Annotated in this window: 17 protein-coding genes and 1 other RNA gene; 11 read left to right on the top strand and 7 right to left on the bottom strand. The window is 36.7% G+C overall.

Features of this window, described 5'->3' with window-relative positions; translation table 11 throughout:
* The first annotated feature begins 6 nt into the window (after positions 1–6).
* Positions 7–762, top strand: coding sequence for an SH3 domain-containing protein (locus tag C4H12_RS02215; RefSeq protein WP_106097465.1), 756 nt, complete (start codon positions 7–9; stop codon positions 760–762).
* A 66-nt stretch (positions 763–828) separates the two neighbouring features.
* On the opposite strand, the gene C4H12_RS02210 is transcribed toward C4H12_RS02215, so the two are convergent.
* From C4H12_RS02210 to C4H12_RS02185, 6 genes are all read right to left on the bottom strand, one after another.
* A complete protein-coding gene (locus tag C4H12_RS02210) occupies positions 829–2,535 on the bottom strand; it encodes a phospho-sugar mutase (protein WP_106097464.1) in 1,707 nt (568 codons plus the stop codon).
* A 139-nt stretch (positions 2,536–2,674) separates the two neighbouring features.
* Complete coding sequence (locus C4H12_RS02205) at positions 2,675–3,430, bottom strand: carboxypeptidase-like regulatory domain-containing protein (RefSeq protein WP_174688413.1); 756 nt, start codon at positions 3,428–3,430, stop codon at positions 2,675–2,677.
* 5 nt (positions 3,431–3,435) lie between these two features.
* Positions 3,436–4,158, bottom strand: coding sequence for a carboxypeptidase-like regulatory domain-containing protein (locus C4H12_RS02200; RefSeq protein WP_106097463.1), 723 nt, complete (start codon positions 4,156–4,158; stop codon positions 3,436–3,438).
* A gap of 5 nt (positions 4,159–4,163) precedes the next feature.
* Positions 4,164–4,919 (bottom strand): rhomboid family intramembrane serine protease, encoded by a 756-nt coding sequence (locus tag C4H12_RS02195; RefSeq protein WP_106097462.1) that lies wholly within the window; start codon positions 4,917–4,919, stop codon positions 4,164–4,166.
* Positions 4,920–5,660 carry a hypothetical protein gene (locus tag C4H12_RS02190; RefSeq protein WP_106097461.1) on the bottom strand — a complete coding sequence of 247 codons (741 nt, stop codon included), beginning with the start codon at positions 5,658–5,660 and terminating at the stop codon, positions 4,920–4,922. It lies immediately after the preceding gene.
* Positions 5,661–5,662: 2 nt separating this feature from the next.
* On the bottom strand, positions 5,663–7,129 hold the full coding sequence (locus C4H12_RS02185; RefSeq protein WP_106097460.1) for a S41 family peptidase: 1,467 nt from the start codon (positions 7,127–7,129) through the stop codon (positions 5,663–5,665).
* 303 nt (positions 7,130–7,432) lie between these two features.
* Here C4H12_RS02185 and mutL point away from each other — a divergent pair, with 303 nt between their 5' ends.
* Together mutL and C4H12_RS02175 are read left to right on the top strand one after the other, a co-directional pair.
* Positions 7,433–9,283, top strand: coding sequence for a DNA mismatch repair endonuclease MutL (gene mutL / locus C4H12_RS02180; RefSeq protein ID WP_106097459.1), 1,851 nt, complete (start codon positions 7,433–7,435; stop codon positions 9,281–9,283).
* Between the two features lie 35 nt (positions 9,284–9,318).
* On the top strand, positions 9,319–10,359 hold the full coding sequence (locus tag C4H12_RS02175; protein ID WP_106097458.1) for a ferredoxin--NADP reductase: 1,041 nt from the start codon (positions 9,319–9,321) through the stop codon (positions 10,357–10,359).
* Here the strand turns inward: C4H12_RS02175 and rnpB are convergent.
* Positions 10,359–10,662, bottom strand: an RNA gene (gene rnpB / locus C4H12_RS02170) — RNase P RNA component class A. The two genes, C4H12_RS02175 and rnpB, sit on opposite strands and share 1 nt — an antisense overlap.
* Positions 10,663–10,790: 128 nt before the next feature.
* Between rnpB and C4H12_RS02165 the strand changes: the two genes are divergently transcribed.
* The 8 genes from C4H12_RS02165 to C4H12_RS02125 all read left to right on the top strand — a co-directional run bounded on the left by C4H12_RS02165 (position 10,791) and on the right by C4H12_RS02125 (position 20,199).
* Positions 10,791–11,633 carry a transketolase gene (locus C4H12_RS02165; RefSeq protein ID WP_106097457.1) on the top strand — a complete coding sequence of 281 codons (843 nt, stop codon included), beginning with the start codon at positions 10,791–10,793 and terminating at the stop codon, positions 11,631–11,633.
* 24 nt (positions 11,634–11,657) lie between these two features.
* On the top strand, positions 11,658–12,137 hold the full coding sequence (locus C4H12_RS02160) for a hypothetical protein (RefSeq protein ID WP_106097456.1): 480 nt from the start codon (positions 11,658–11,660) through the stop codon (positions 12,135–12,137).
* A 94-nt stretch (positions 12,138–12,231) separates the two neighbouring features.
* Positions 12,232–12,993: an endonuclease/exonuclease/phosphatase family protein gene (locus tag C4H12_RS02155; protein ID WP_106097455.1), complete on the top strand. Its 762-nt coding sequence runs from the start codon at positions 12,232–12,234 to the stop codon at positions 12,991–12,993.
* 57 nt (positions 12,994–13,050) lie between these two features.
* Positions 13,051–14,901 carry a DNA topoisomerase IV subunit B gene (locus tag C4H12_RS02150; protein ID WP_106097454.1) on the top strand — a complete coding sequence of 617 codons (1,851 nt, stop codon included), beginning with the start codon at positions 13,051–13,053 and terminating at the stop codon, positions 14,899–14,901.
* Positions 14,902–15,622: 721 nt separating this feature from the next.
* Positions 15,623–16,792: an AGE family epimerase/isomerase gene (locus tag C4H12_RS02140; protein ID WP_106097452.1), complete on the top strand. Its 1,170-nt coding sequence runs from the start codon at positions 15,623–15,625 to the stop codon at positions 16,790–16,792.
* The gene (locus C4H12_RS02135) at positions 16,792–17,970 is read left to right on the top strand and encodes a cyclically-permuted mutarotase family protein (RefSeq protein WP_254424791.1); all 1,179 of its coding nucleotides are present in this window, start codon (positions 16,792–16,794) and stop codon (positions 17,968–17,970) included. Before C4H12_RS02140 ends, C4H12_RS02135 begins: the two co-directional genes overlap by 1 nt.
* Positions 17,971–17,981: 11 nt before the next feature.
* A complete protein-coding gene (locus C4H12_RS02130; protein ID WP_106097451.1) occupies positions 17,982–19,229 on the top strand; it encodes an MFS transporter in 1,248 nt (415 codons plus the stop codon).
* Between the two features lie 46 nt (positions 19,230–19,275).
* Entirely contained in the window at positions 19,276–20,199 is a 924-nt protein-coding gene (locus C4H12_RS02125) for a dihydrodipicolinate synthase family protein (protein WP_106097450.1), read from the top strand.
* The last annotated feature ends 34 nt before the right edge of the window (positions 20,200–20,233 follow it).

Raw genomic sequence — 20,233 nt, 5'->3', positions numbered from 1 at the left:
AAAATAATGAGACACTATATTACAATTATTATATTATTACTTTTTGTAAGTAGTTTTGCACAGACTGATAATACAGCTGTTTTTAATACAGCTGGAGAGTATTACCAAAAAGGAGCGTATGAGGATGCTATTAGGCAATATGAGACAATATTGAACAACAAACTAGAGTCGGGGATGTTATATTACAATTTGGCTAATGCACACTATAAGCTAAATCATGTGCCAGAAAGTATTTATTATTATGAGAAAGCTTTAAAGCTAAACCCTGATAATATTGAAGCGAAGAAAGGTTTACAAATAGCTCAGCAAATGACTATTGATGTTATTACTCCTTTACCTAAAACATGGTTACAGCAACTATCGGGGGGTATTATAGGATTATTTAGTTTACAAACATGGGCTGTACTATCTATTATAGGAGTTATGGCATTTGTATTGAGTTTTTTATGCTACTATTTTGTAGAACAAACGGCCTTGAAACGATTATTTTTCACGCTCCTTTTTATAAGTATACTATTTACGATTGGCACTTACAGCATTGCTCATTATTCTAATTACAAACAGGAGAATGAGGTATATGCTATACTATTTGATAAAACAATAAAAGTATTTACTGAAGCTAATGCTTATAGTACAGAAGTAATACAACTACATGAAGGAACTAAAGTAAGTGTTACTGAAAGAATGAATGATTGGGTAAAGATACGCCTAGCTGATGGTAAAATAGGCTGGGTTAAAGAAAATACACTGAAGATATTATAAAAAGTTCTTATAATAAAAAATAGGCTACCTTCGGAATGGAGGTAGCCTATTTTTTATTATAAAATATTACTTGAGTTTTAATTCCTCTGTAATTGCTTTAATTTTGGCATCTAGTTCTTTTTCAGCAGTAGGGAATTCATCAAGTGATTTTAATGCGGTATTAGCACTAAAATAGAACTTAATTTTAGGCTCAGTACCACTTGGACGTGCTGCTACACGGGTACCTTTATCGGTATGGTAAATAAGTACATTGGATTTTGGCACCTTAATTTCTTCTACCTTGCCTGTGAGAGGATGATGTGCTTTAGAAGTTTGGTAATCACAAATAAGAGTTACCTTTTCACCGTTAATTTCCTTCAATGGGTTTTCACGAAGGTTTTTCATCATCTGGGCTATTTCTTCAGAGCCTGAAATACCCTTTTTCACTAATGAAATGAGGTATTCTTTATAGAAACCATACTTCACATAGGCTTTTAGCATTTCTTTATAGAAAGAACTATCTTTAGCTTTGGCAGTAGCTGCTATTTCACAAGCTAATAGAGTAGCTGTAACGGCATCTTTATCACGTACGAAATCACTAACCATATAGCCAAAACTTTCTTCACCACCACCTATGAAAGTAAGTTCAGGGAAATCTTTAATCATTTTAGCTATCCATTTGAAACCTGTTAATCCCTCTTTGTATTCAACTTTATAGGCATCGGCAATGGCTTTAACCATAGGAGTAGATACAATGGTAGAAGCTACAAACTCATTGCCTTTAAAGCCTTTTTGGCTTTGGTGTTGCAAGAGAAAGTCGGTCATCATTACCATAGTTTGGTTACCATTAAGAAGTACCATTTTGCCACTAAGATCACGAACAGCAATACCTATACGGTCGCAATCGGGGTCGGTACCTATTACGATATCGGCATTGAGCTCTTCAGCTTTTTTAAGTGCTATAGTAAGCGCTTCGGGTTCTTCGGGGTTAGGTGATTTTACAGTAGGGAAGTTACCATCGGGTACAGCTTGTTCTTCGACAATATGCACATTAGTATAACCAGCACGTTTAAGAACTTCAGGTACCATAGTAATGGAAGTACCGTGTAGTGAAGTAAATACTATTTTAAGCTTATCTTTTTGAGGTGCTTTAAAGTCGGCGTGAGCTATTGAAGCATCGGCAAATGCCTTATCAAGATCTTTATCGATGTAATTGATAAGACTTTCGTTGGCATTGAATTTAATATCTTTAAAATCAATAGCATCAATAGCTTTCATAATATCACCATCTTCGGGTGGTACTGTTTGTCCGCCATCTTCCCAATACACTTTATACCCATTGTATTCTGGTGGGTTATGAGAGGCAGTAAGCACGATACCAGCTTGACATTTTAGATAGCGCACTGTGAAAGACAGCTCGGGAGTAGGGCGTAAATCGGAGAATAAGAATACCTTAATGCCATTGGCAGCGAATACATCGGCTACTACTTTAGCGAACTTTTTAGAGTTATTACGACAATCATGAGCAATAGCTACTCTAATTTCTTGATTAGGGAAACATTGCTTAAGGTAATTACTAAGTCCTTGTGTATTTTTACCTAAGGTATATTTATTAATACGGTTGGTACCAATACCCATAATACCACGCATACCACCTGTACCGAACTCTAAGTTCTTGTGGAAGGCTTCATTGAGCTCATCGGGATTACCATTGATGAGTTCTTGCACTCGGGTGCGAGTTTCTGCATCGAAAGTGTCAGAAAGCCAAGTTTTTGCTATTTCAATACTTTTCATATAATTGATATATTATGATAAATCTCATTTGGAATTCACGGATAACACAGATAATCACCGTAAAAATTACAATGTTAAGGATACACGGATAGTAATGGCAAAGGTATAACTTATTTTTTAAATTGCCAAATTTATTTTGCTAATTTTCTAATTGTAGTTGCTTATATTCATTCCACCATTCATAGAGAGATATTTCTAACTGTTTGTTATCCTTCTTTTCTATCAGATCGTGTAGTTCAGGCTTTTCCATTACATAGAAAGCTAAAATGGCTATTTCTTCTTCAGTAAGCTGGTGTTCTATTTTGAGGTAAGTAGTCATATTTTGCACAATATAAGCAGCTGCTAAGAGGTTCTTCTCATTGGCAGCTTCTTTTTTTATAATTTTACTTTTACCACTAATAGCATTAATAAGGGCATTGAAGTTAATAGCTATATTTCCCATTAAAAGCTTAAACAGGAGATTTTGGGTATCTATAATTTTAGTTTCGCTAATTACTCGCTTTTCTTGATAGGTGCGTTTTTGAGGGGTGTGCTGTTGTATGCCTAAGTTCTGTGCTGTAATTTTGGGAGCTTGTTTTACTTCTACCTCATCCAATTGAATAGTAAGATCAGTCATTTTGAAGAGTATCAGCTTTGTAAAATCAAGCTTGGTGAGGCTGTGGTAGATAGTTTTTTTGCCTACATAAGTACATTTTAAACTGTTACCTACATTGGCTTCAATAACAAACGAACCTTGAGCATCGGTAGTGGTGAAGTGTTGGTTATCAATATTATGAATGTGTACCCCTTGCAAAGGGTTATTATTGTAGAATATCTTACCCCTAACTAAAGCTCCCTCCTGCCCTATCAGTAGTAAAGGCAGCAAGCAACATAGTATGGTGGTAATTTGTTTCATTGATTTTAATCTTCCTTTTCACTAGCAGCTAATTTTTGGTATTCAGTCCAAGCTTCTATAAGCATAAACTCCATAGCCTTATTGTCTTTACTGCGTACTAACTGATGAAATTCGGGGCGTTCCATTACGAAATATGCCAATACGGAGACTTGCTCATCGGTGAGTTTAAGTTCTTTTTGGCAAAAAGGTTTTAAGTTTTCAATAATATAATTGGCTACTGCTAAGTTTTTTTCATTGGCTACTATTTTTTTTAGCATTTTGGTACGCCCTGAGAGAGTATTGACTAGGAGTTGTATGCCAGGTAGCCCGCCGCTATGAGTGGCTTGGTAGAGTTGTTTTTCGGCATCGGTACGCCTTACTATATCATTTTTCATAATGCCAAGTTCTTGAGAAGTAACTTTGCGATATTTAGATACCTCGACTTCGTCCAGTTGATTAATAGCTTCTTTCATTTGGAGTAGCAAACCACTAAAACCAAAATCGGTTTTGAGCAGTAGACGGTAAGAGGTTTGCATACCTACAAAAGAGATTTTTAAGGTATGATTTTCGCGAGCTTTGAGCTTAAAATATCCATTAGCATCGGTAGTGGTAACGGCATTATTAGCAAGATTTAGCACGTGTGCTCCTGCTAAGGGTATAGTATCATGCATTACCCTACCTCTTATTTCTTGCGCACTGGCCGTTAGTGAGAAGCATAAGAAGCAATATATGTATATTAACTTTTGCATATTTGTTATCTGTTACCTATTTTTCGCTTCCAATAAAACATTATGAGGAAGCCTATGAGAGCCCCACCTACGTGGGCAAAGTGAGCTATATTACCTCCGAAAATAGTAGCAGTTTTGGTAAAGCCTAAAACAATATCGAGAGCAACTATTATAGGGATAAAGTAGCGAGCTGCTATAGGGTAAGGCACAAAGAGTAGCATTAGTTTGGCATCGGGGAAGAACATTGCAAAACCTACTAATATACCATAAATAGCACCTGAAGCCCCTACTGTAGGAGCAAAGAAAGTATCCATCATACTATCATAAGTGCTTTTGTTAATAATTGTTTCCCAATTAGTACTATACATACCTCTGCTTAAAAGATCTAAAGCCTGATCGGCAGGGAAACCAGCGCTTTGGAGCGCTTCTAAACCTTGTTGTACATAGAAATAATTGACTCCCATGTGCAGTAAAGCTGCTCCTACTCCGCAAGAGAAATAGAAGAAAAGGAATTTATTTCGCCCCCATATATTTTCCAGAGGTGCTCCAAAAGCCCATAGGGCATACATATTGAAGAGTAAGTGGAAAGTATCGGCGTGCATAAACATATAAGTGATGTACTGCCACCAATGAAAGTTTTGATTTTGGTAGTAATGAAGGGCTAATACATCTCTTAAATTTACAGCAGGGAGAAAGGTGCCTTGCTTATTGAGTGCATAAAGCACAAACATTATAGTATTAATGATGATGAGATGTAGTACTGTTTTAGATATTCTTTCCATTTACTTAGTGTTATTCATTATTTCGTTTAATAATTTACTAGCTTCCAGTACCAAATTAATTTGGTATTCTTTGAAATAGTTGGTAATAGACTTCTTCCAACTTTCATTGCTCATTACAAGTTTTTCCAAAGGGTTAAGTATCATAGTACGCTCAGAGGTGCGTTCTTTTTGACTAATAAAAGCGTATTTTACTACAAGCTGCTTTTTACCTGTGGTAATATTGGATATGCTATTTTTAGCATCTTCCTTTTCTTGATAATCACGCATACGCTTATCATATTCTGTTTTAGCCTCATTAAAATAGATGAGTTTATGCTGGCTTTTATCAATGAAATAGAAGTCGTTAGGGACTTCTTCGATACGGATATAGAGTTTTTTACCTTGTTTTTCTAATATCTTAGGTAAATCAGTCTGCTGGGCTAAATAGACAAATTCTTGTTGAAAATATTTGGCTATAAGTTCGGGTGATATGAAAAGCTGTAACCTCTGATCCCAACCGGAGTTTATTCCGTTCAAATCAATAGGGAGTGGTTGTGTTCCTCTTTGCCCGTGTTGTATCATAAAAGGCTTGCTGAAGGTGTGTTGTAGAATGGTATCGAACACACAAAAATTATTGGCTGGGACTTCAGTTTGCGTTAGCTTATGTATAAAAGGCTGGGTGTAGCGTGTTAAACTTTCTTCGGAAAGTGTGCTACAAGCGGTGAGCAACAAGAAAGGGAATAATAGTAATATTTTTTTCATCTTTACTTATACATTTCATTATAGCCTAAATAGGGAGTAGTAGAGGTACTTATTTTAGTATATTTCCAATCATTCACTGAGGCTGCTGGGCGCGCTGTACTTCTGCTAGTTTTTCCTGTAATGAGCTCTAATGCTTTGGCCAAGAAAGGCTCGGAAGGGTCGCCTAAGACACCATATTGGGTAGGATTTTCTTGTAAAAACACATCGGGAGTTATACCTTTTTCATAGTCGCCTTTATCTTGTGCGTTTGTAATTTTGAGTACTATGGGTTGCATTGCCCATTTGTGTTGTGTATTTTTAACTTTACCGGCATTATCTGTCCAGTCATAGACAGTTACTGAGCCTTGATTTTTACCAACGGTAGTTCCGCCTATTTGGATTACTTGTATGTAGGGTTTTAATCCGTTAATAACCAGCTCACTTGCGGAAGCTGTATCGCCAGTGGTGAGTATGTAGACTTTGCTGAGCTTGAGGCTATTGATAGTGGCACCATCTTTAAGACGTTCGACAAAATAATTATTTACATTCCTACTACGGCTTACTATGGGATGCATTTTGGTATTCCATTGTTCTTTAGCAAAAATCTGTCCGCTGAACTGTCCTGTAATCATTGAGGCTAAGGCTACGGCAGTATCGATACTGCCGCCGCCGTTATAGCGAAGATCCAGTACCAAATCGGTAGCGCCTGCTTTGGCAAAATCGGCAAAGGCATTATTCAAAGCATTATCAAAGTCGGCAATAAAGGCGTTATACATTAGGTAAGCTACTTTATGATTGCCTTGTGTGATTAATTTCTTTATTAGGACAGGGTTTTCGGGCGTTTGGGTCTGTTGTAGGGTAATAGTTTTGCCTGTGGGCTTAAATTCATCATTTACAAAGCGATAGGTTAAAAAAGTAATAGTAGATGTTTCGCGCAATAGTTTTTTGGCATTGCTTTTTGTAAGAAGTTGGTTATTGATTGCTAGCACTATATCGCCACGTTGCATACCTTGCTGGTGGGCTTCGGAACCTGGTACTACATAGCGTACTACTAATATTACTTTATCATTATAATCACTTTCAGCAAACAAAGCATAGTGGATACCGGTACTAGCTGTGATGCCTTTGAACTGGTTTTCGAGCTGGGTATAATCGTTGGTAATATAGCTAAAGCGATCGATATTTTGATACTGATTTAGCAAGCTGTAAAACAGGTTATTGGGGGTATCAAAGCTTTTGAGGAATGTTCTGTAGGTGTTATTGGTTTCGGGATTGGCATTGTAGAGGCTTCCGAAACGGTTATCTTGGAGGTTGGTAACGTTGGGTTGCCATAGATAGTATTGGTTCAGTCCTTTCCAAATGAAGTCGCGAATGCGTAAATCGACATCTTTTCCTGTATAGTTTGAGCCTGTAACAGGTTTTTCTTGAAAATCTTTTTCGCAAGCTAATAGGCTGAAAGCCAATAATATATATAATACAAGTTGTTTCATAATGAAAATAAATTTCTACAAAAGTAATACTTTTTTTATTTTTGCACAAATTTTGTACCATTTTTGTTTAGGTGAAAGAGGAGGTAAGAGATAGGAAGTGTGAGCTTGCTGAGCAATTATCCTTCGTTTATAGTTCGTTTATCCTTCGTTATTCGTTCGTTCAGGGTAGGATGAGAAAAAGGATAAGAGAGAGTGTGCTTAAGCCTTGAAAGAATAGGAACTAAAATTAGGATGGGGATACAGAACTATTGGCTGCTAATAAGAGGCTGCTAATAACTAAGAAATAATGGCTAAGAAGTAAATATGACAGATATAATTCGTTTATTGCCCGACCATGTGGCAAACCAAATAGCAGCTGGAGAGGTGATTCAGCGTCCGGCTTCGGCAGTGAAAGAGCTGATGGAGAATGCTATTGATGCAAAAGCTACAGTTATTAAACTGCTTATTAAAGATGCGGGTCGTACCTTAGTGCAGGTAATTGACAATGGGATTGGTATGAGTGCTACTGATGCCCGTATGGCTTTTGAGCGGCATGCAACTTCAAAGATACAGAAGGCAGAAGACCTTTTTAGGCTACAGACCAAAGGATTTAGAGGGGAGGCTTTGGCATCAATTGCTGCTATTGCGCATATTGAGCTACAGACCAAACGCCCTACTGATGAGTTGGGTACTGAAATACGGATTGAGGGGAGCAAATTCACTTATCAAGAGCCGTGTGTATGCCCTGAGGGTACGAGTATTGCGATGAAGAATTTGTTTTTCAATATTCCTGCAAGGCGTAACTTCTTAAAATCGGACACGGTGGAAATGAGGCATATACTTGATGAGTTTCAGCGAGTGGCACTGGCACACCCTGCTATTCACTTTTATCTGTTCAACAATAACAATGAGCTTTTTAATCTGCCACCTACTAATTTTCGTCAGCGTATAGTACATCTTTTTGGAGGTAAGACGAATGAGAAGTTGGTTCCTATTATATCGGAAGATACGCCTGTGGTGAAGATTGGTGGATTTATTGTAAAACCGGAATTTCTGCCGAAAAGCAAGAGTTTGCAATTTTTGATGGTGAACCATCGTTTTGTGAAAAACCAGTACTTGAATCATGCTATCGCCTCGGCTTATGAAGGGCTTGTTCACGCAGACCAGAAGCCGGAGTATTTTTTAAGCTTGGAAGTAGACCCTTCGACCATAGATATTAATATTCATCCTACAAAAACGGAAGTAAAGTTTGAAGAGGAACACAGTATTTACGCTTTGCTAAAATCGGCAGTGAAGCACAGCTTGGGGCAGTTTAATATTGCTCCAACTCTTGATTTTAGTAAAGATCCTACTTATGATATACCTTACCAATACAAAGATCGTGAGCCAGAGATGCCGCGTATTAGTATAGATCCTACTTTCAACCCTTTTAAAGAAGAAACCTACCAAAGAAGCAGTGGAGATACAAGCCACAAGCCTGCCTCGGCGTTTAATTACAATTACGCTAAGAAAGCAGCAACATGGGAGAGCTTGTACAATGAATTACCTTCATCTATCAACTTTGAGGAGCCTGAAGTGGTAGAGAGTTCACTTTTTTCGGATGAGCTGGCCACTCCGCAAACCAAAAAGATCATATCACTTGCCAAGAAGTATTTAGTTACCACTCTTGGTGGGGATCTTATCATTATAAATAGTAATAGAGCACACCAACGAGTGCTATATGAGGGCTTTATGAAAAGCTTGGAGAATAGTCATACTGCCAGCCAGCAATTGATGTTCCCGTACGAATTACCTTTTTCTAAAGCAGAACTGGATACTATTAAAGCATTGAAACCTTTGTTTGAGAATATAGGATTTATATTCAATATAGCTCCTGATAAAATAGTGATTAGCGGTATACCAATGCATATTACTGATAGTGAAATACCTAACATATTCAATGAACTATTACAACAACATATAGAGGAATTACCTACTACAGAAAACTCTCAGAAAGAAGCGTTTGCAAAGGCTTTGTGCAAGAATTTGGCTATTAAAACAGGACAAGTGCTAAGTGATGAAGAGCAAGAAAGTTTGGTAAATAATTTGTTTAGTTGCCAAGAAGTATTAATTTCGCCCTTTGGGAAGCGGATTTACTATAATCTATCAGTAGGAGAAATTGAGAAGTTGATATAAATGACAATTAATACTTAATATTTAAAAAGAAAGACGTGAATCGATTTTACGAACTAAAAGTATCCAAAATAACACATCTTACGAGTACCTCGGTAATGATTACCTTTGAGGTACCTGAATTGCTACGTAAAGTATTTACTTTTGAAGCAGGTGAATACCTTACCTTACAACAGACTTTGGGAGGACAAAAGGTAAGACGGGCTTACTCTATATGCTCTGGAGTAAATGAAGGAGAGCTAAGTGTAGCAGTAAAGCGTGTGCCTAATGGAGTTTTTTCTACTTATGCTACGCAAGAGCTACGAGAAGGTGATGTATTGGAAGTTATGCCTCCTATGGGATCGTTTGTGTTTTTCTATGATATCTTTGGGAATAGAGATATTATGCTTTTTTCGGCTGGAAGTGGAGTAACCCCTATGATGAGTATTGCTAAAACGGCTTTGGCTAAAACCAATATTAAAGTAGTGTTTGTATATGGTAATAAGAGTAAAGAAGAGACTTTGTTTTTTGATGAGATAGAAGCCCTACGAATACAATACCCTGACCGATTTTTAGTGCATTATGCCTTTAGTAAAGAGCCTTGGGGCGACCATTACACTGGGCGTATTAATAACGCTATTGTAAATGATATGTTCACCAAATATGCAGATTTTAACTGGGGACGTTATTATGCATGTGGACCTACTGAACTAGTAAAAAACCTGCGAGAGATATTATTATTACGAGGTATAGACCAAGACCGTATTTTTACAGAATTATTTGAATCATCAGCTGCTGATGTAGATTATAGTACATTAGAAGGTAATGTAGAGATAACTCTTAACTTAAATGGACAAATACATACTTTTGAGAGTGCTCGTAACCAAACACTACTGAGTTCTGCCCTGATGCGAGGTTATGACGCCCCTTATTCGTGCTTAAATGGGGTGTGTAGTAGCTGTATAGCTAAAGTAGAAGAAGGTGAAGCTAAAATGGCTAAGAATGAAACTTTAAGCGAAAAAGAAGTCGCTGATGGGTATATACTTACTTGCCAAGCATACGCCATGCAAGATAAGATAAAGGTACGGATAGAGAAATAAAAAAGAGCAAATCATAAGCCGGATTCTGTACCTACTTTTAGAAGCAGGTGCTTATCATTTATCTCGGATAATGATTGCTCATTAGCTCAAACCGCCTACCCTCCAACATCGGGCGAGCAACCCTCGGGCGTTGGTTTACGCGGCGTTGCACCTCATAGAGTTTACCTGATTTCACTATGGCATTACCCATACATTCTTTCTGTTGCACTTGTCCTCGCCTTACGGCGGACGGGTGTTACCCGCTATGATGCTCTGTGGTGTCCAGACTTTCCTCTACACTGTAGCGATAAGCTGATTTACTCTTTTTCGGGGCAAAAATAATAAAAAAATATTAATTAACAATTAGAAACGAACAAAATACTAATTATTTATTGTTAATTAGTAATTAATTTGTACCTTTGCCACATCAAAAATAAAACTAAAGAAATACGATGAATATACAACAACTTTCCGACCTTACTACACAAGTACGCCGAGACATTTTACGAATGGTACACAAAGTAAATTCAGGGCACCCAGGAGGCTCATTAGGCTGTGCTGAGTTTTTAGTATGCCTTTACAATGAGGTATTAGATTTTAAACTACCTTTTACAATGGAAGGTAGAGATGAAGATTTGTTTTTCCTTTCAAACGGACATATATCACCATTATTTTACAGTGTGCTGGCACGTAGAGGATTCTTCCCCGTGAAAGAGTTAAATACCTTCCGCTTGCTAAATTCACGTTTGCAAGGGCACCCCACTCCGCACGAAGGTTTGGAGGGTATACGCGTAGCTTCAGGATCATTAGGGCAAGGACTTTCGGTAGCTATAGGTGTTGCTTTGGCAAAGAAGCTAAATGGCGACACACATTTGGTATACACCCTTCATGGTGATGGTGAATTGCAAGAAGGGCAAATATGGGAAGCTGCAATGTACGCTGGAGGCAAAGGTGTAGACAATCTTATTGCTACTGTAGATTATAACCAAAAACAAATAGATGGTCCTACTGATAAAGTTCTTCCTTTGGGTAACCTACGTGCTAAATGGGAAGCCTTTGGCTGGCATGTAATAGACATTGAGAAGGGCAATGATATTAGTGCTATTTTGAAAGGCTTGGCTGAAGCTAAAGCACTAACTGGTAAAGGGAAGCCTATATGTATATTACTGCATACTGAAATGGGTAATGGAGTAGACTTTATGATGGGTACTCACGCTTGGCATGGTAAAGCTCCTAATGATGAACAATTAGCCAAAGGTTTGGCACAGAATCCTGAAACATTGGGAGATTACTAATTAGAAGATTAGAAATTGATATTTATGGCTGAAATTACTGAAAGATTAGCTGATAGTGAAGAAAAAGAAGAGCTATTAGCTTTGAAAGAAAAAGCTATTGACTTGCTAAAAGAAAATAGTTTTGCCTGTGATGAAAGCAATCCTAAAGAAGTAGCTACTTCTTTAAGGCATTTTATTGATGCTTATAAAGAACAAAAAGTTACTGCTGATACCTTGGCATACGATAAGGTAGATTTAGCTTATGGTTTAGGAGAATTATTTGCTAATGCAGTAATGAATTTCTATCAATGGGAGTATTTTTATCTTGATAAAGGTAATGACCACGGAGGTTTTGCAGTAGTAAATCCTAACAAAAAATGGTATATCTTTGTTCATCATTACCTTTACGACTTGCTTTTTGATGAAGAAAAGGAAAGCAACCTATTACTTAACTTTAATACTCTTAATCCAAACGAGTTAAAGCCTTATGAAAAACCACATATTAATTATATGGGGTTAAGTTAAGAATTATACATAATACAATACAAACTACTTTGTCAAAGTCCTTAAAGCTTGTGCTAGGGCCTTTGACAAAGTTTTTTTATTTTCAAAAAAGACTATGTACAAAATTGCTACTTGGAATGTAGAACGTCCTAAAAAAGGAACCCAAAAAACAGCTCTTGCCATAGCAAAAATTGAAGAACTTAACGCTGATATTTTAGTACTTACTGAAAATGCTAATAGCATATCATTAACTGAATTATATCCTTTTTCTGTACATTCATTAGCTTATGAAAGAACTCCTGAAGAACATTGGGTTTCTATCTTCTCTAAATGGAAAATAAGTGAGCAAATACAAACTTTTGATAACTACCGAACAGCTTGTGCTATAATAAAAGCTCCTTTTGGAGATATTGCTGTTTTTGGAACTATCATTCCTTATCATCAAGCAGGTGTATCAGGAGGGAGGTATGGAAATTTAGGATATAAGCTGTGGGAATATCACGAAATGGACTTACACCAGCAGGCTAAGGATTGGAAACGCATTGTAGAAGAAACTCAAATACCTTTATGGGTAATAGGTGATTTTAACCAAAGTAGAAATAACCTTAAAGGATATGGTACTGAAAAAGTAAGGCAACTTCTGACTTACTATCTGAAACAACTAGATTTAACTTGTGTAACTGAAGGCGACCTCTCCCCTTTTCTACATCCTGATCCTATTAAAAACAAGATAAGGAACAATATTGACCATATTTGTATTTCTAATTCTTTTATTGAAAGAATGAAACAGCAGCAGATAGGTGCTTGGGATCATTTTGACAAAGAAGGAAAATATATGTCGGACCACAATGGTGTTTTCATCAGTTTTAATGTATAAAATTTGTTAATAAATATATTTTAATTACTTTTGCCCCGTACACATAAAAAAATCATTATGGAAGATATAAAATATGATGAAGATAGTATTCGCTCATTAGATTGGCAGGAACACATTCGTACCCGCCCTGGTATGTATATAGGAAAACTGGGTGATGGTAGTAGTGCTGATGATGGTATTTACATACTCCTGAAAGAAGTTATAGACAACTGTATAGATGAGTTTGTAATGGGAGCTGGTAAGACTATTGATGTAAAAATTAACGATAATAGAGTAGAAGTACGAGATTATGGGCGTGGTATCCCACTGGGTAAAGTAGTAGATGTTGTATCTAAAATGAATACTGGCGGTAAGTATGACTCACGAGCTTTTAAGAAATCAATTGGACTAAATGGTGTGGGTACTAAGGCTGTGAATGCACTATCTATTTATTTCAAGGTAGAATCGGTACGTGATAACCAAAGTAAATGGGCTGTATTTGAACGTGGGCTACTACAAGAAGAAAGTCCTATAGAAGAAAGTAGCAAAAGAAGAGGTACGGGAGTAACATTTATTCCGGATGATACTATTTTTAAAAACTTTAAATATAGGAACGAGTATGTAGTGCGAATGCTTAAAAACTATGTATACCTAAACCCAGGACTTACTATTAATTATAATGGGGAGAAGTACTATTCGGAAAACGGACTAAAAGACTTACTTACTGAGAACAATAATGAGGAAGATTTTCTGTACCCAATTATTCACCTAAAAGGTGAGGATATAGAAGTTGCTATTTCGCACAGTAAAACTCAATACAGTGAAGAGTATTACTCATTTGTGAATGGACAAAACACCACCCAAGGAGGTACTCACCTGAATGCTTTTAAAGAAGCCTATGTGAAAACTATTAGGGAGTATTACAAGAAGAATTACGATGCATCGGATGTGCGGAAATCTATTATTGCGGGGCTATCCATTAAGGTGATGGAGCCTGTATTTGAGAGCCAAACGAAAACCAAATTAGGTTCTACCGAAATGGGAGAAGGGATGCCTACAGTGCGGACTTACATCAATGATTTTATCAGCAAGCATTTAGATGACTATTTGCATAAAAACACTGAAATAGCTGAAGCTATAGAGCGCAAGATACTACAAGCCCAACGTGAGCGTGAAGACTTGGCAGGAATACGCAAATTGGCCAAAGAACGTGCGAAGAAGGCAAACTTACATAATCGTAAATTACGTGACTGCCGCATTCACCTTACTGATACTAAAAATGAGCGCAATTTGGAGACTACGCTATTTATTACTGAGGGTGATTCGGCTTCGGGGTCTATTACTACTTCACGTGATGCTAATACACAAGCTGTTTTTTCACTGCGTGGTAAGCCTCTGAACACCTATGGAATGAGTAAGAAAATAGTGTATGAGAATGAGGAGTTTAACTTATTACAAGCTGCCCTAAACATAGAAGAATCAATGGATGACTTGCGCTATAACAATATAGTTGTAGCTACTGATGCCGATGTAGATGGGATGCATATTAGGTTACTACTTATCACGTTTTTCTTACAGTTTTTCCCTGAAATTATTAAAGAAGGACATTTGTATATACTACAAACTCCATTATTTAGAGTGCGCAATAAACAGCAGAAAATATACTGTTATAGCGAGGAAGAAAAGCAAGCTGCTATTGAAAAACTAAAGGGGAAAGCTGAGATTACTCGGTTTAAAGGTTTGGGAGAGATATCGCCTAATGAGTTTAAGGAATTTATAGGTGAAAATATGCGTTTAGACCCTGTAATGCTAGATAAAACGATACATATTGAACAGCTTTTGGAGTTCTATATGGGAAAAAACACTCCTGATAGACAAGATTTTATCATTAATAACTTGAAAGTTGAGATTGATAATTTTGAATCGTAATATCTTATATAGATTTTATTATTAAACACTAATACATATTTAACTTTGCTAAGGTTTGAAACTTTAGCAAAGTTTTTTTTTGCTTTATATTCAAGTATTTAAGGTGAAAGATAAGAGGTAATAGATAAGGTGAGGCTGATGGGAAAAATGCTACAAGCTTGAAACTTTTGACAGTGTGGTAATTTTGTTACATTAAATACTCAGTTGCGGTAGCAGACAAACTATCCTTCGTTTATAGTTCGTTTATCCTTCGTTATTCGTTCGTTCATCTTAGACTCATCTTAGACTGATGCTTTATTGTAAAGGGGGTGTTGGTTTATTTGCTCTATATACTTCTTTTGATTATCTTACAATCATCTTGTTGTTTTATTTATTTCACTACGTAGTTGATTATGGTACTGGCTGATTATCTTTTGTTTATCCTTCAAAATAGAGCTAATAGAAAAACTTTCTGTTTGGGGGATGAGAAGGGATTTCATAGGGTAAAGCTAATTAAATATAGGATTGAATTTGAAGTATTTTTACATAATGAACTGATAATTAGTATTTTGTTTTTTATATCAAAAGAAATTGAATCTCATTTATGAAAAAAGTTTAAAAAATATTTGCATAATAAAAAAATAGTTTTTACTTTTGTGCCGTATTTTATTAAAATAGAAACATATCTACTATAAAGATATCAAACAGAGAACTCAATATTTAGAATGCATAATTATTCATTATGGACTTTCAAAAACTAGAAAAACAATATCGCGATGAATTACTGCAAAATGTAATTCCTTTTTGGTTAGAAAAATCGCAAGATAAAGAATTTGGTGGTTATTTTACTTGTCTTGACCGCCAAGGAAATGTATTTGACACTGACAAATTCATTTGGTTACAGGGGCGTGAAGTATGGCTCTTCTCAATGCTTTACAATCGTGTAGAGAAGCGCCAAGAGTGGCTAGATGCTGCTATTCAAGGGGCGGAGTTTCTTAAAAAGTATGGACATGACGGTAATTTGAATTGGTATTTTTCATTAGACCGTGAAGGTAATCCGTTAGTAGAGCCTTATAACATCTTCTCATATACTTTTGCCACGATGGCTTTTGGGCAGCTAAGTATTGCCACTGGTAATAAAGAATACGCAGATATAGCAAAGAAGACTTTTGATATCATCCTCTCTAAACAAGACAATCCTAAGGGCAAATGGAGCAAAGCTTACCCAGGAACACGCTCACTTAAAAACTTTGCCCTACCGATGATACTTTGTAACTTAGCGCTTGAAATAGAGCCTCTTTTGGATGAAGCTTTTATCAAACAAACAATGGAGACTTGTATTCACGAGGTGATGGAAGTATTTTTGCGTCCGGAATTGGGTGGTATAGTAGTGGAAAATGTGAATACAGATGGTAGTTTATCGGATACTTTTGAAGGTAGGCACCTTAACCCTGGTCATGCTATTGAGGCGATGTGGTTCATAATGGATTTGGGTGAGCGACTAAAGCGTCCTGACCTTATAGAAAAAGCGGTAGAAACTACACTTAAAATGATTGACTATGGCTGGGATAAACAATATGGAGGTATCTATTATTTTATGGATAGGAAAGGTTGTCCGCCACAACAGTTGGAATGGGATCAAAAGCTATGGTGGGTGCATATAGAGACGCTTATTTCACTTATCAAGGGTTATCAGCTTACAGGCAGCAAAGAGTGCTTGGTATGGTTTGAGAAAATACACAATTACACTTGGCAACATTTTAAAGACCCTGAATACCGTGAGTGGTGGGGTTACTTAAACAGACAAGGAGAAGTATTGCTTGAGCTAAAAGGAGGCAAATGGAAGGGCTGTTTTCACGTACCGAGAGGTCTATTCCAAGTATGGAAAACAATTGAAAAAATTAATGGTTAATGATAAATAAATGGTTAATGATGTGGGTGTTAGTAATAGCATTGGCATCGTGTACTGAAAGTCAAAAACAACAATCTATGGAAATTAATGTAAAAGAGCTTGGGACTGAAGGCTTAGAAGGTAATTTGCAAAAAGGAGTATCGGCAGCTTATGCTGGGGTGCTAAATGGTGAATTATTGGTAGCTGGTGGTTGTAATTTTCCTGATAAATTGGGTTTTGAAGGAGGAAAGAAAGTATTTTACGACGAAATAGTTCATTTCGACACAGCTGCTAACACTTGGAAAACAGTAGGAAAGCTACAACAAGCTGCTGCTTATGGTGTATCGGTAGCTATTCCTGATGGTTATCTGTGGATAGGAGGGCAAACAGCTACTAATTCATTAGCAGATTGTTATAAAGTAGCTTTTTCAAGAGAAAAAGGTGTTACTCTGAATTCTTTTCCTACTTTGCCAGAAACTATAGATAACTTTGCTGGTACCAGTGTAGGGAGTAAAGTATTTGTAGCAGGAGGTAGTGCCTCGGGCAAAGCCTCTAACAAAGTATTTTATATAGATGCTGCTAAGGACAATGAATGGAAACAGTTGGCAGATTTTCCTGGTGATGCGAGAGTACAGCCTGTATTGGCTGCCATAGAAAAAGAAAACGACACCCTGCTGTATGTATTGGGAGGTTTTTATGGAGGTGATGCTAGTAAAGCACCTACTATGGGTGAAAAGGTATTGGCTTTTAGTTTGAAACAACAACAATGGCAGGAAGTAGCTATACAAGAAAACCCTAATAAAGAAATATTTTCACTTACTGGGGCTACTGCATTGGCTATAGACAATCGTTATATAGCTTGTTTTGGAGGGGTAAACCATAATTTATTCATCAATACTATTACAGACCTTTACAACTTAGGTAAAGATACTACCCTTACAGATGAGCAACGCAAGGAGAAGAATTATGACTATATGGCGCATTATATGACACAACCTATTGATTACTATAACTTTAATAAAGAGTGTTATGTATTTGATACTGACAAAAAACAATGGTTAGTACTTGCTAAAAAAGCTGATTTTGCGCGTGCAGGAGCTACTTTAGTGGGCAATACTGAAGAGTTCTACCTTATACAAGGTGAGTTAAAGCCAGGTGTGAGAAGCCCTAAAACGTATAAACTTCAGATTAAGAAATAACAGATAAGAAAATGAGAAATAGTAAAGTATATCCTTGGATAGTAGTAGGGTTACTATGGGTAGTAGCCTTACTGAATTACTTAGACCGACAAATGCTATCGACTATGCAGGAGTCGATGAAAATGGATATTACAGAGCTTGCGGTAAGTGAAAATTTTGGTAGGCTAATGGGTATTTTCTTGCTCATTTATGGCTTAATGAGCCCTGTAGCAGGTATTCTTGCAGACCGGTTGAACCGTAAATGGATGATAGTAGGGAGTCTTTTTGTATGGTCGGCAGTAACATACGGTATGGGGTACGCGACTACTTTTGACCAAGTATATTGGCTGAGAGCCCTTATGGGAGTGAGTGAAGCTCTTTACTTAGCAACGGCTCTATCAATGATAGCTGACTATCACACATCAAAAACACGATCACTAGCAGTAGGTATTCATATGTCGGGCTTATACGCTGGGCAAGCCTTAGGAGGCTTTGGAGCTACTATAGCCGCTAACTACACTTGGCACACCGTATTCCACTGGTTTGGTATTGCTGGTATTGTATATTCTATTTTCTTAATCTTTGTATTATTTGATATTGAAAGAAAGCCTTTAGTAAGTGGTACTGTAAAACAAGAGGTAGCTTCTGTAGAAAACAAAGGCTCGGTATGGCAATCACTTACTCTTATTTTTGGAACTTTTTCATTCTGGATACTGCTGTTCTACTTTATGGCACCAAGTTTTCCAGGTTGGGCTACTAAAAACTGGTTACCAACTCTTTTTAAAGATAACTTAGGAGTAGAGATGGCTATTGCAGGACCTATGGCCACTATCTCTATTGCAATAGCATCATTTATAGGAGTATTAATTGGAGGACCTTTATCAGACCGCTGGGTACAAAAAAATATACGTGGACGTATCTACACTAGTACCATCGGGCTTTTCCTTACCGTACCATCACTAATACTATTAGGCTTTGGAGATTCATACTTTGCTATGATAGGAGCTACTTTGCTATTTGGTATTGGCTACGGAATGTTTGACACTAACAATATGCCTATCCTCTGCCAAATTATTCCACAAAGACAACGTGCAACTACTTATGGTATTATGAATATGGTTGGTGTATTTGCAGGTTATGCAGTTACCCTAATGCTTGGTAGCTCAAAAGATACTGGTAACTTAGGACTTGACTTTAGCAAGCTTTCTATCATAGTACTCATTGCTATAGTACTAATGTTAGCTTTCTTAAAACCAAAAAGAGAATTGTGTGGTAATTAGGATTTTTTTTAATAACTAAAAACCGAACAACTAAATATATAATAAAATGACATTTGAAAAAATTAACGGACTTATTGTAGCACCTTTTACTCCTTTTGACAAAAAAGGAGAGGTGAATTTGGAACCTATTGATGCTTATGCAAAACTATTGCAAAAGAATGGTTTAATAGGTGTTTTCATCAATGGTTCATCAGGCGAAGGCTATATGATGACTGTTGAAGAACGTATGAAAATAGCTGAGAAATGGGTATCGGTAGCTCCTAAGGGCTTTAAAGTAATAGTACACTGCGGAGCTACTTGTATTAAAGACAGCAATAAGATGGCGCAACACGCTCAAAAAATAGGAGCTTTTGGAGTAGGAGCTATGGCTTCACCTTTTCCTAAAGCAGGTCGTGTGGAAGAATTAGTAAAATACTGCGAAGAGATAGCTTGTGGAGCTCCTAACTTGCCTTTCTATTTTTACCATATACCTGTATTGAATGGCGTTTACTTACCTATGTTGCCTTTCTTAAAAGCAGCAGATGGACGTATCCCTAACCTAGCTGGTATTAAATACACCTACGAGCCTTTGTATGAGTACAACCAATGTATGTTATACAACAACGGTAAGTATGATATGCTTTATGGCTTGGATGAAACTATACTAAATGCTCTTGTAATGGGAGGAGCTCGTGGAGGTATTAGTGGTACTGGTAGCTATATAGGTAATATATTAGTAGGCATTATTGAAAACTACCACAAAGGTGATATTGCTAAAGCAGTTGAATTACAAAACTACGCTCAAACAGTGATTAATGTAATTGCTAAATACCGTGGTAATATAGTATGTGGCAAGCGCATTATGAAACTTTTAGGACTTGATTTGGGTATCAATCGTACTCCTTTTCAAAACATTACTGATGAAGAAGAAATTGTAATTAAGAAAGAATTGGAAAGCATTGACTTTTTTAGTAAATGTAACCAAATTTAATTAGAAAATATAAGTAACTCATTAGAAAATTAAA

Origin of the sequence: Capnocytophaga sp. oral taxon 878 (assembly GCF_002999135.1) — a bacterium.
Lineage (GTDB): Bacteria > Bacteroidota > Bacteroidia > Flavobacteriales > Flavobacteriaceae > Capnocytophaga.
Note: the sequence above shows the minus strand (reverse complement) of the source record. Positions and strands in the feature narration are given on the sequence as shown.

Coding starts and splice junctions, on each gene's coding strand:
- C4H12_RS02215 (WP_106097465.1), top strand. CDS start 7: ATGAGACACTATATTACAATTATTATATTATTACTTTTTGTAAGTAGT.
- C4H12_RS02210 (WP_106097464.1), bottom strand. CDS start 2,535: ATGAAAAGTATTGAAATAGCAAAAACTTGGCTTTCTGACACTTTCGAT.
- C4H12_RS02205 (WP_174688413.1), bottom strand. CDS start 3,430: ATGAAACAAATTACCACCATACTATGTTGCTTGCTGCCTTTACTACTG.
- C4H12_RS02200 (WP_106097463.1), bottom strand. CDS start 4,158: ATGCAAAAGTTAATATACATATATTGCTTCTTATGCTTCTCACTAACG.
- C4H12_RS02195 (WP_106097462.1), bottom strand. CDS start 4,919: ATGGAAAGAATATCTAAAACAGTACTACATCTCATCATCATTAATACT.
- C4H12_RS02190 (WP_106097461.1), bottom strand. CDS start 5,660: ATGAAAAAAATATTACTATTATTCCCTTTCTTGTTGCTCACCGCTTGT.
- C4H12_RS02185 (WP_106097460.1), bottom strand. CDS start 7,129: ATGAAACAACTTGTATTATATATATTATTGGCTTTCAGCCTATTAGCT.
- mutL (WP_106097459.1), top strand. CDS start 7,433: ATGACAGATATAATTCGTTTATTGCCCGACCATGTGGCAAACCAAATA.
- C4H12_RS02165 (WP_106097457.1), top strand. CDS start 10,791: ATGAATATACAACAACTTTCCGACCTTACTACACAAGTACGCCGAGAC.
- C4H12_RS02160 (WP_106097456.1), top strand. CDS start 11,658: ATGGCTGAAATTACTGAAAGATTAGCTGATAGTGAAGAAAAAGAAGAG.
- C4H12_RS02155 (WP_106097455.1), top strand. CDS start 12,232: ATGTACAAAATTGCTACTTGGAATGTAGAACGTCCTAAAAAAGGAACC.
- C4H12_RS02150 (WP_106097454.1), top strand. CDS start 13,051: ATGGAAGATATAAAATATGATGAAGATAGTATTCGCTCATTAGATTGG.
- C4H12_RS02140 (WP_106097452.1), top strand. CDS start 15,623: ATGGACTTTCAAAAACTAGAAAAACAATATCGCGATGAATTACTGCAA.
- C4H12_RS02135 (WP_254424791.1), top strand. CDS start 16,792: ATGATAAATAAATGGTTAATGATGTGGGTGTTAGTAATAGCATTGGCA.
- C4H12_RS02130 (WP_106097451.1), top strand. CDS start 17,982: ATGAGAAATAGTAAAGTATATCCTTGGATAGTAGTAGGGTTACTATGG.
- C4H12_RS02125 (WP_106097450.1), top strand. CDS start 19,276: ATGACATTTGAAAAAATTAACGGACTTATTGTAGCACCTTTTACTCCT.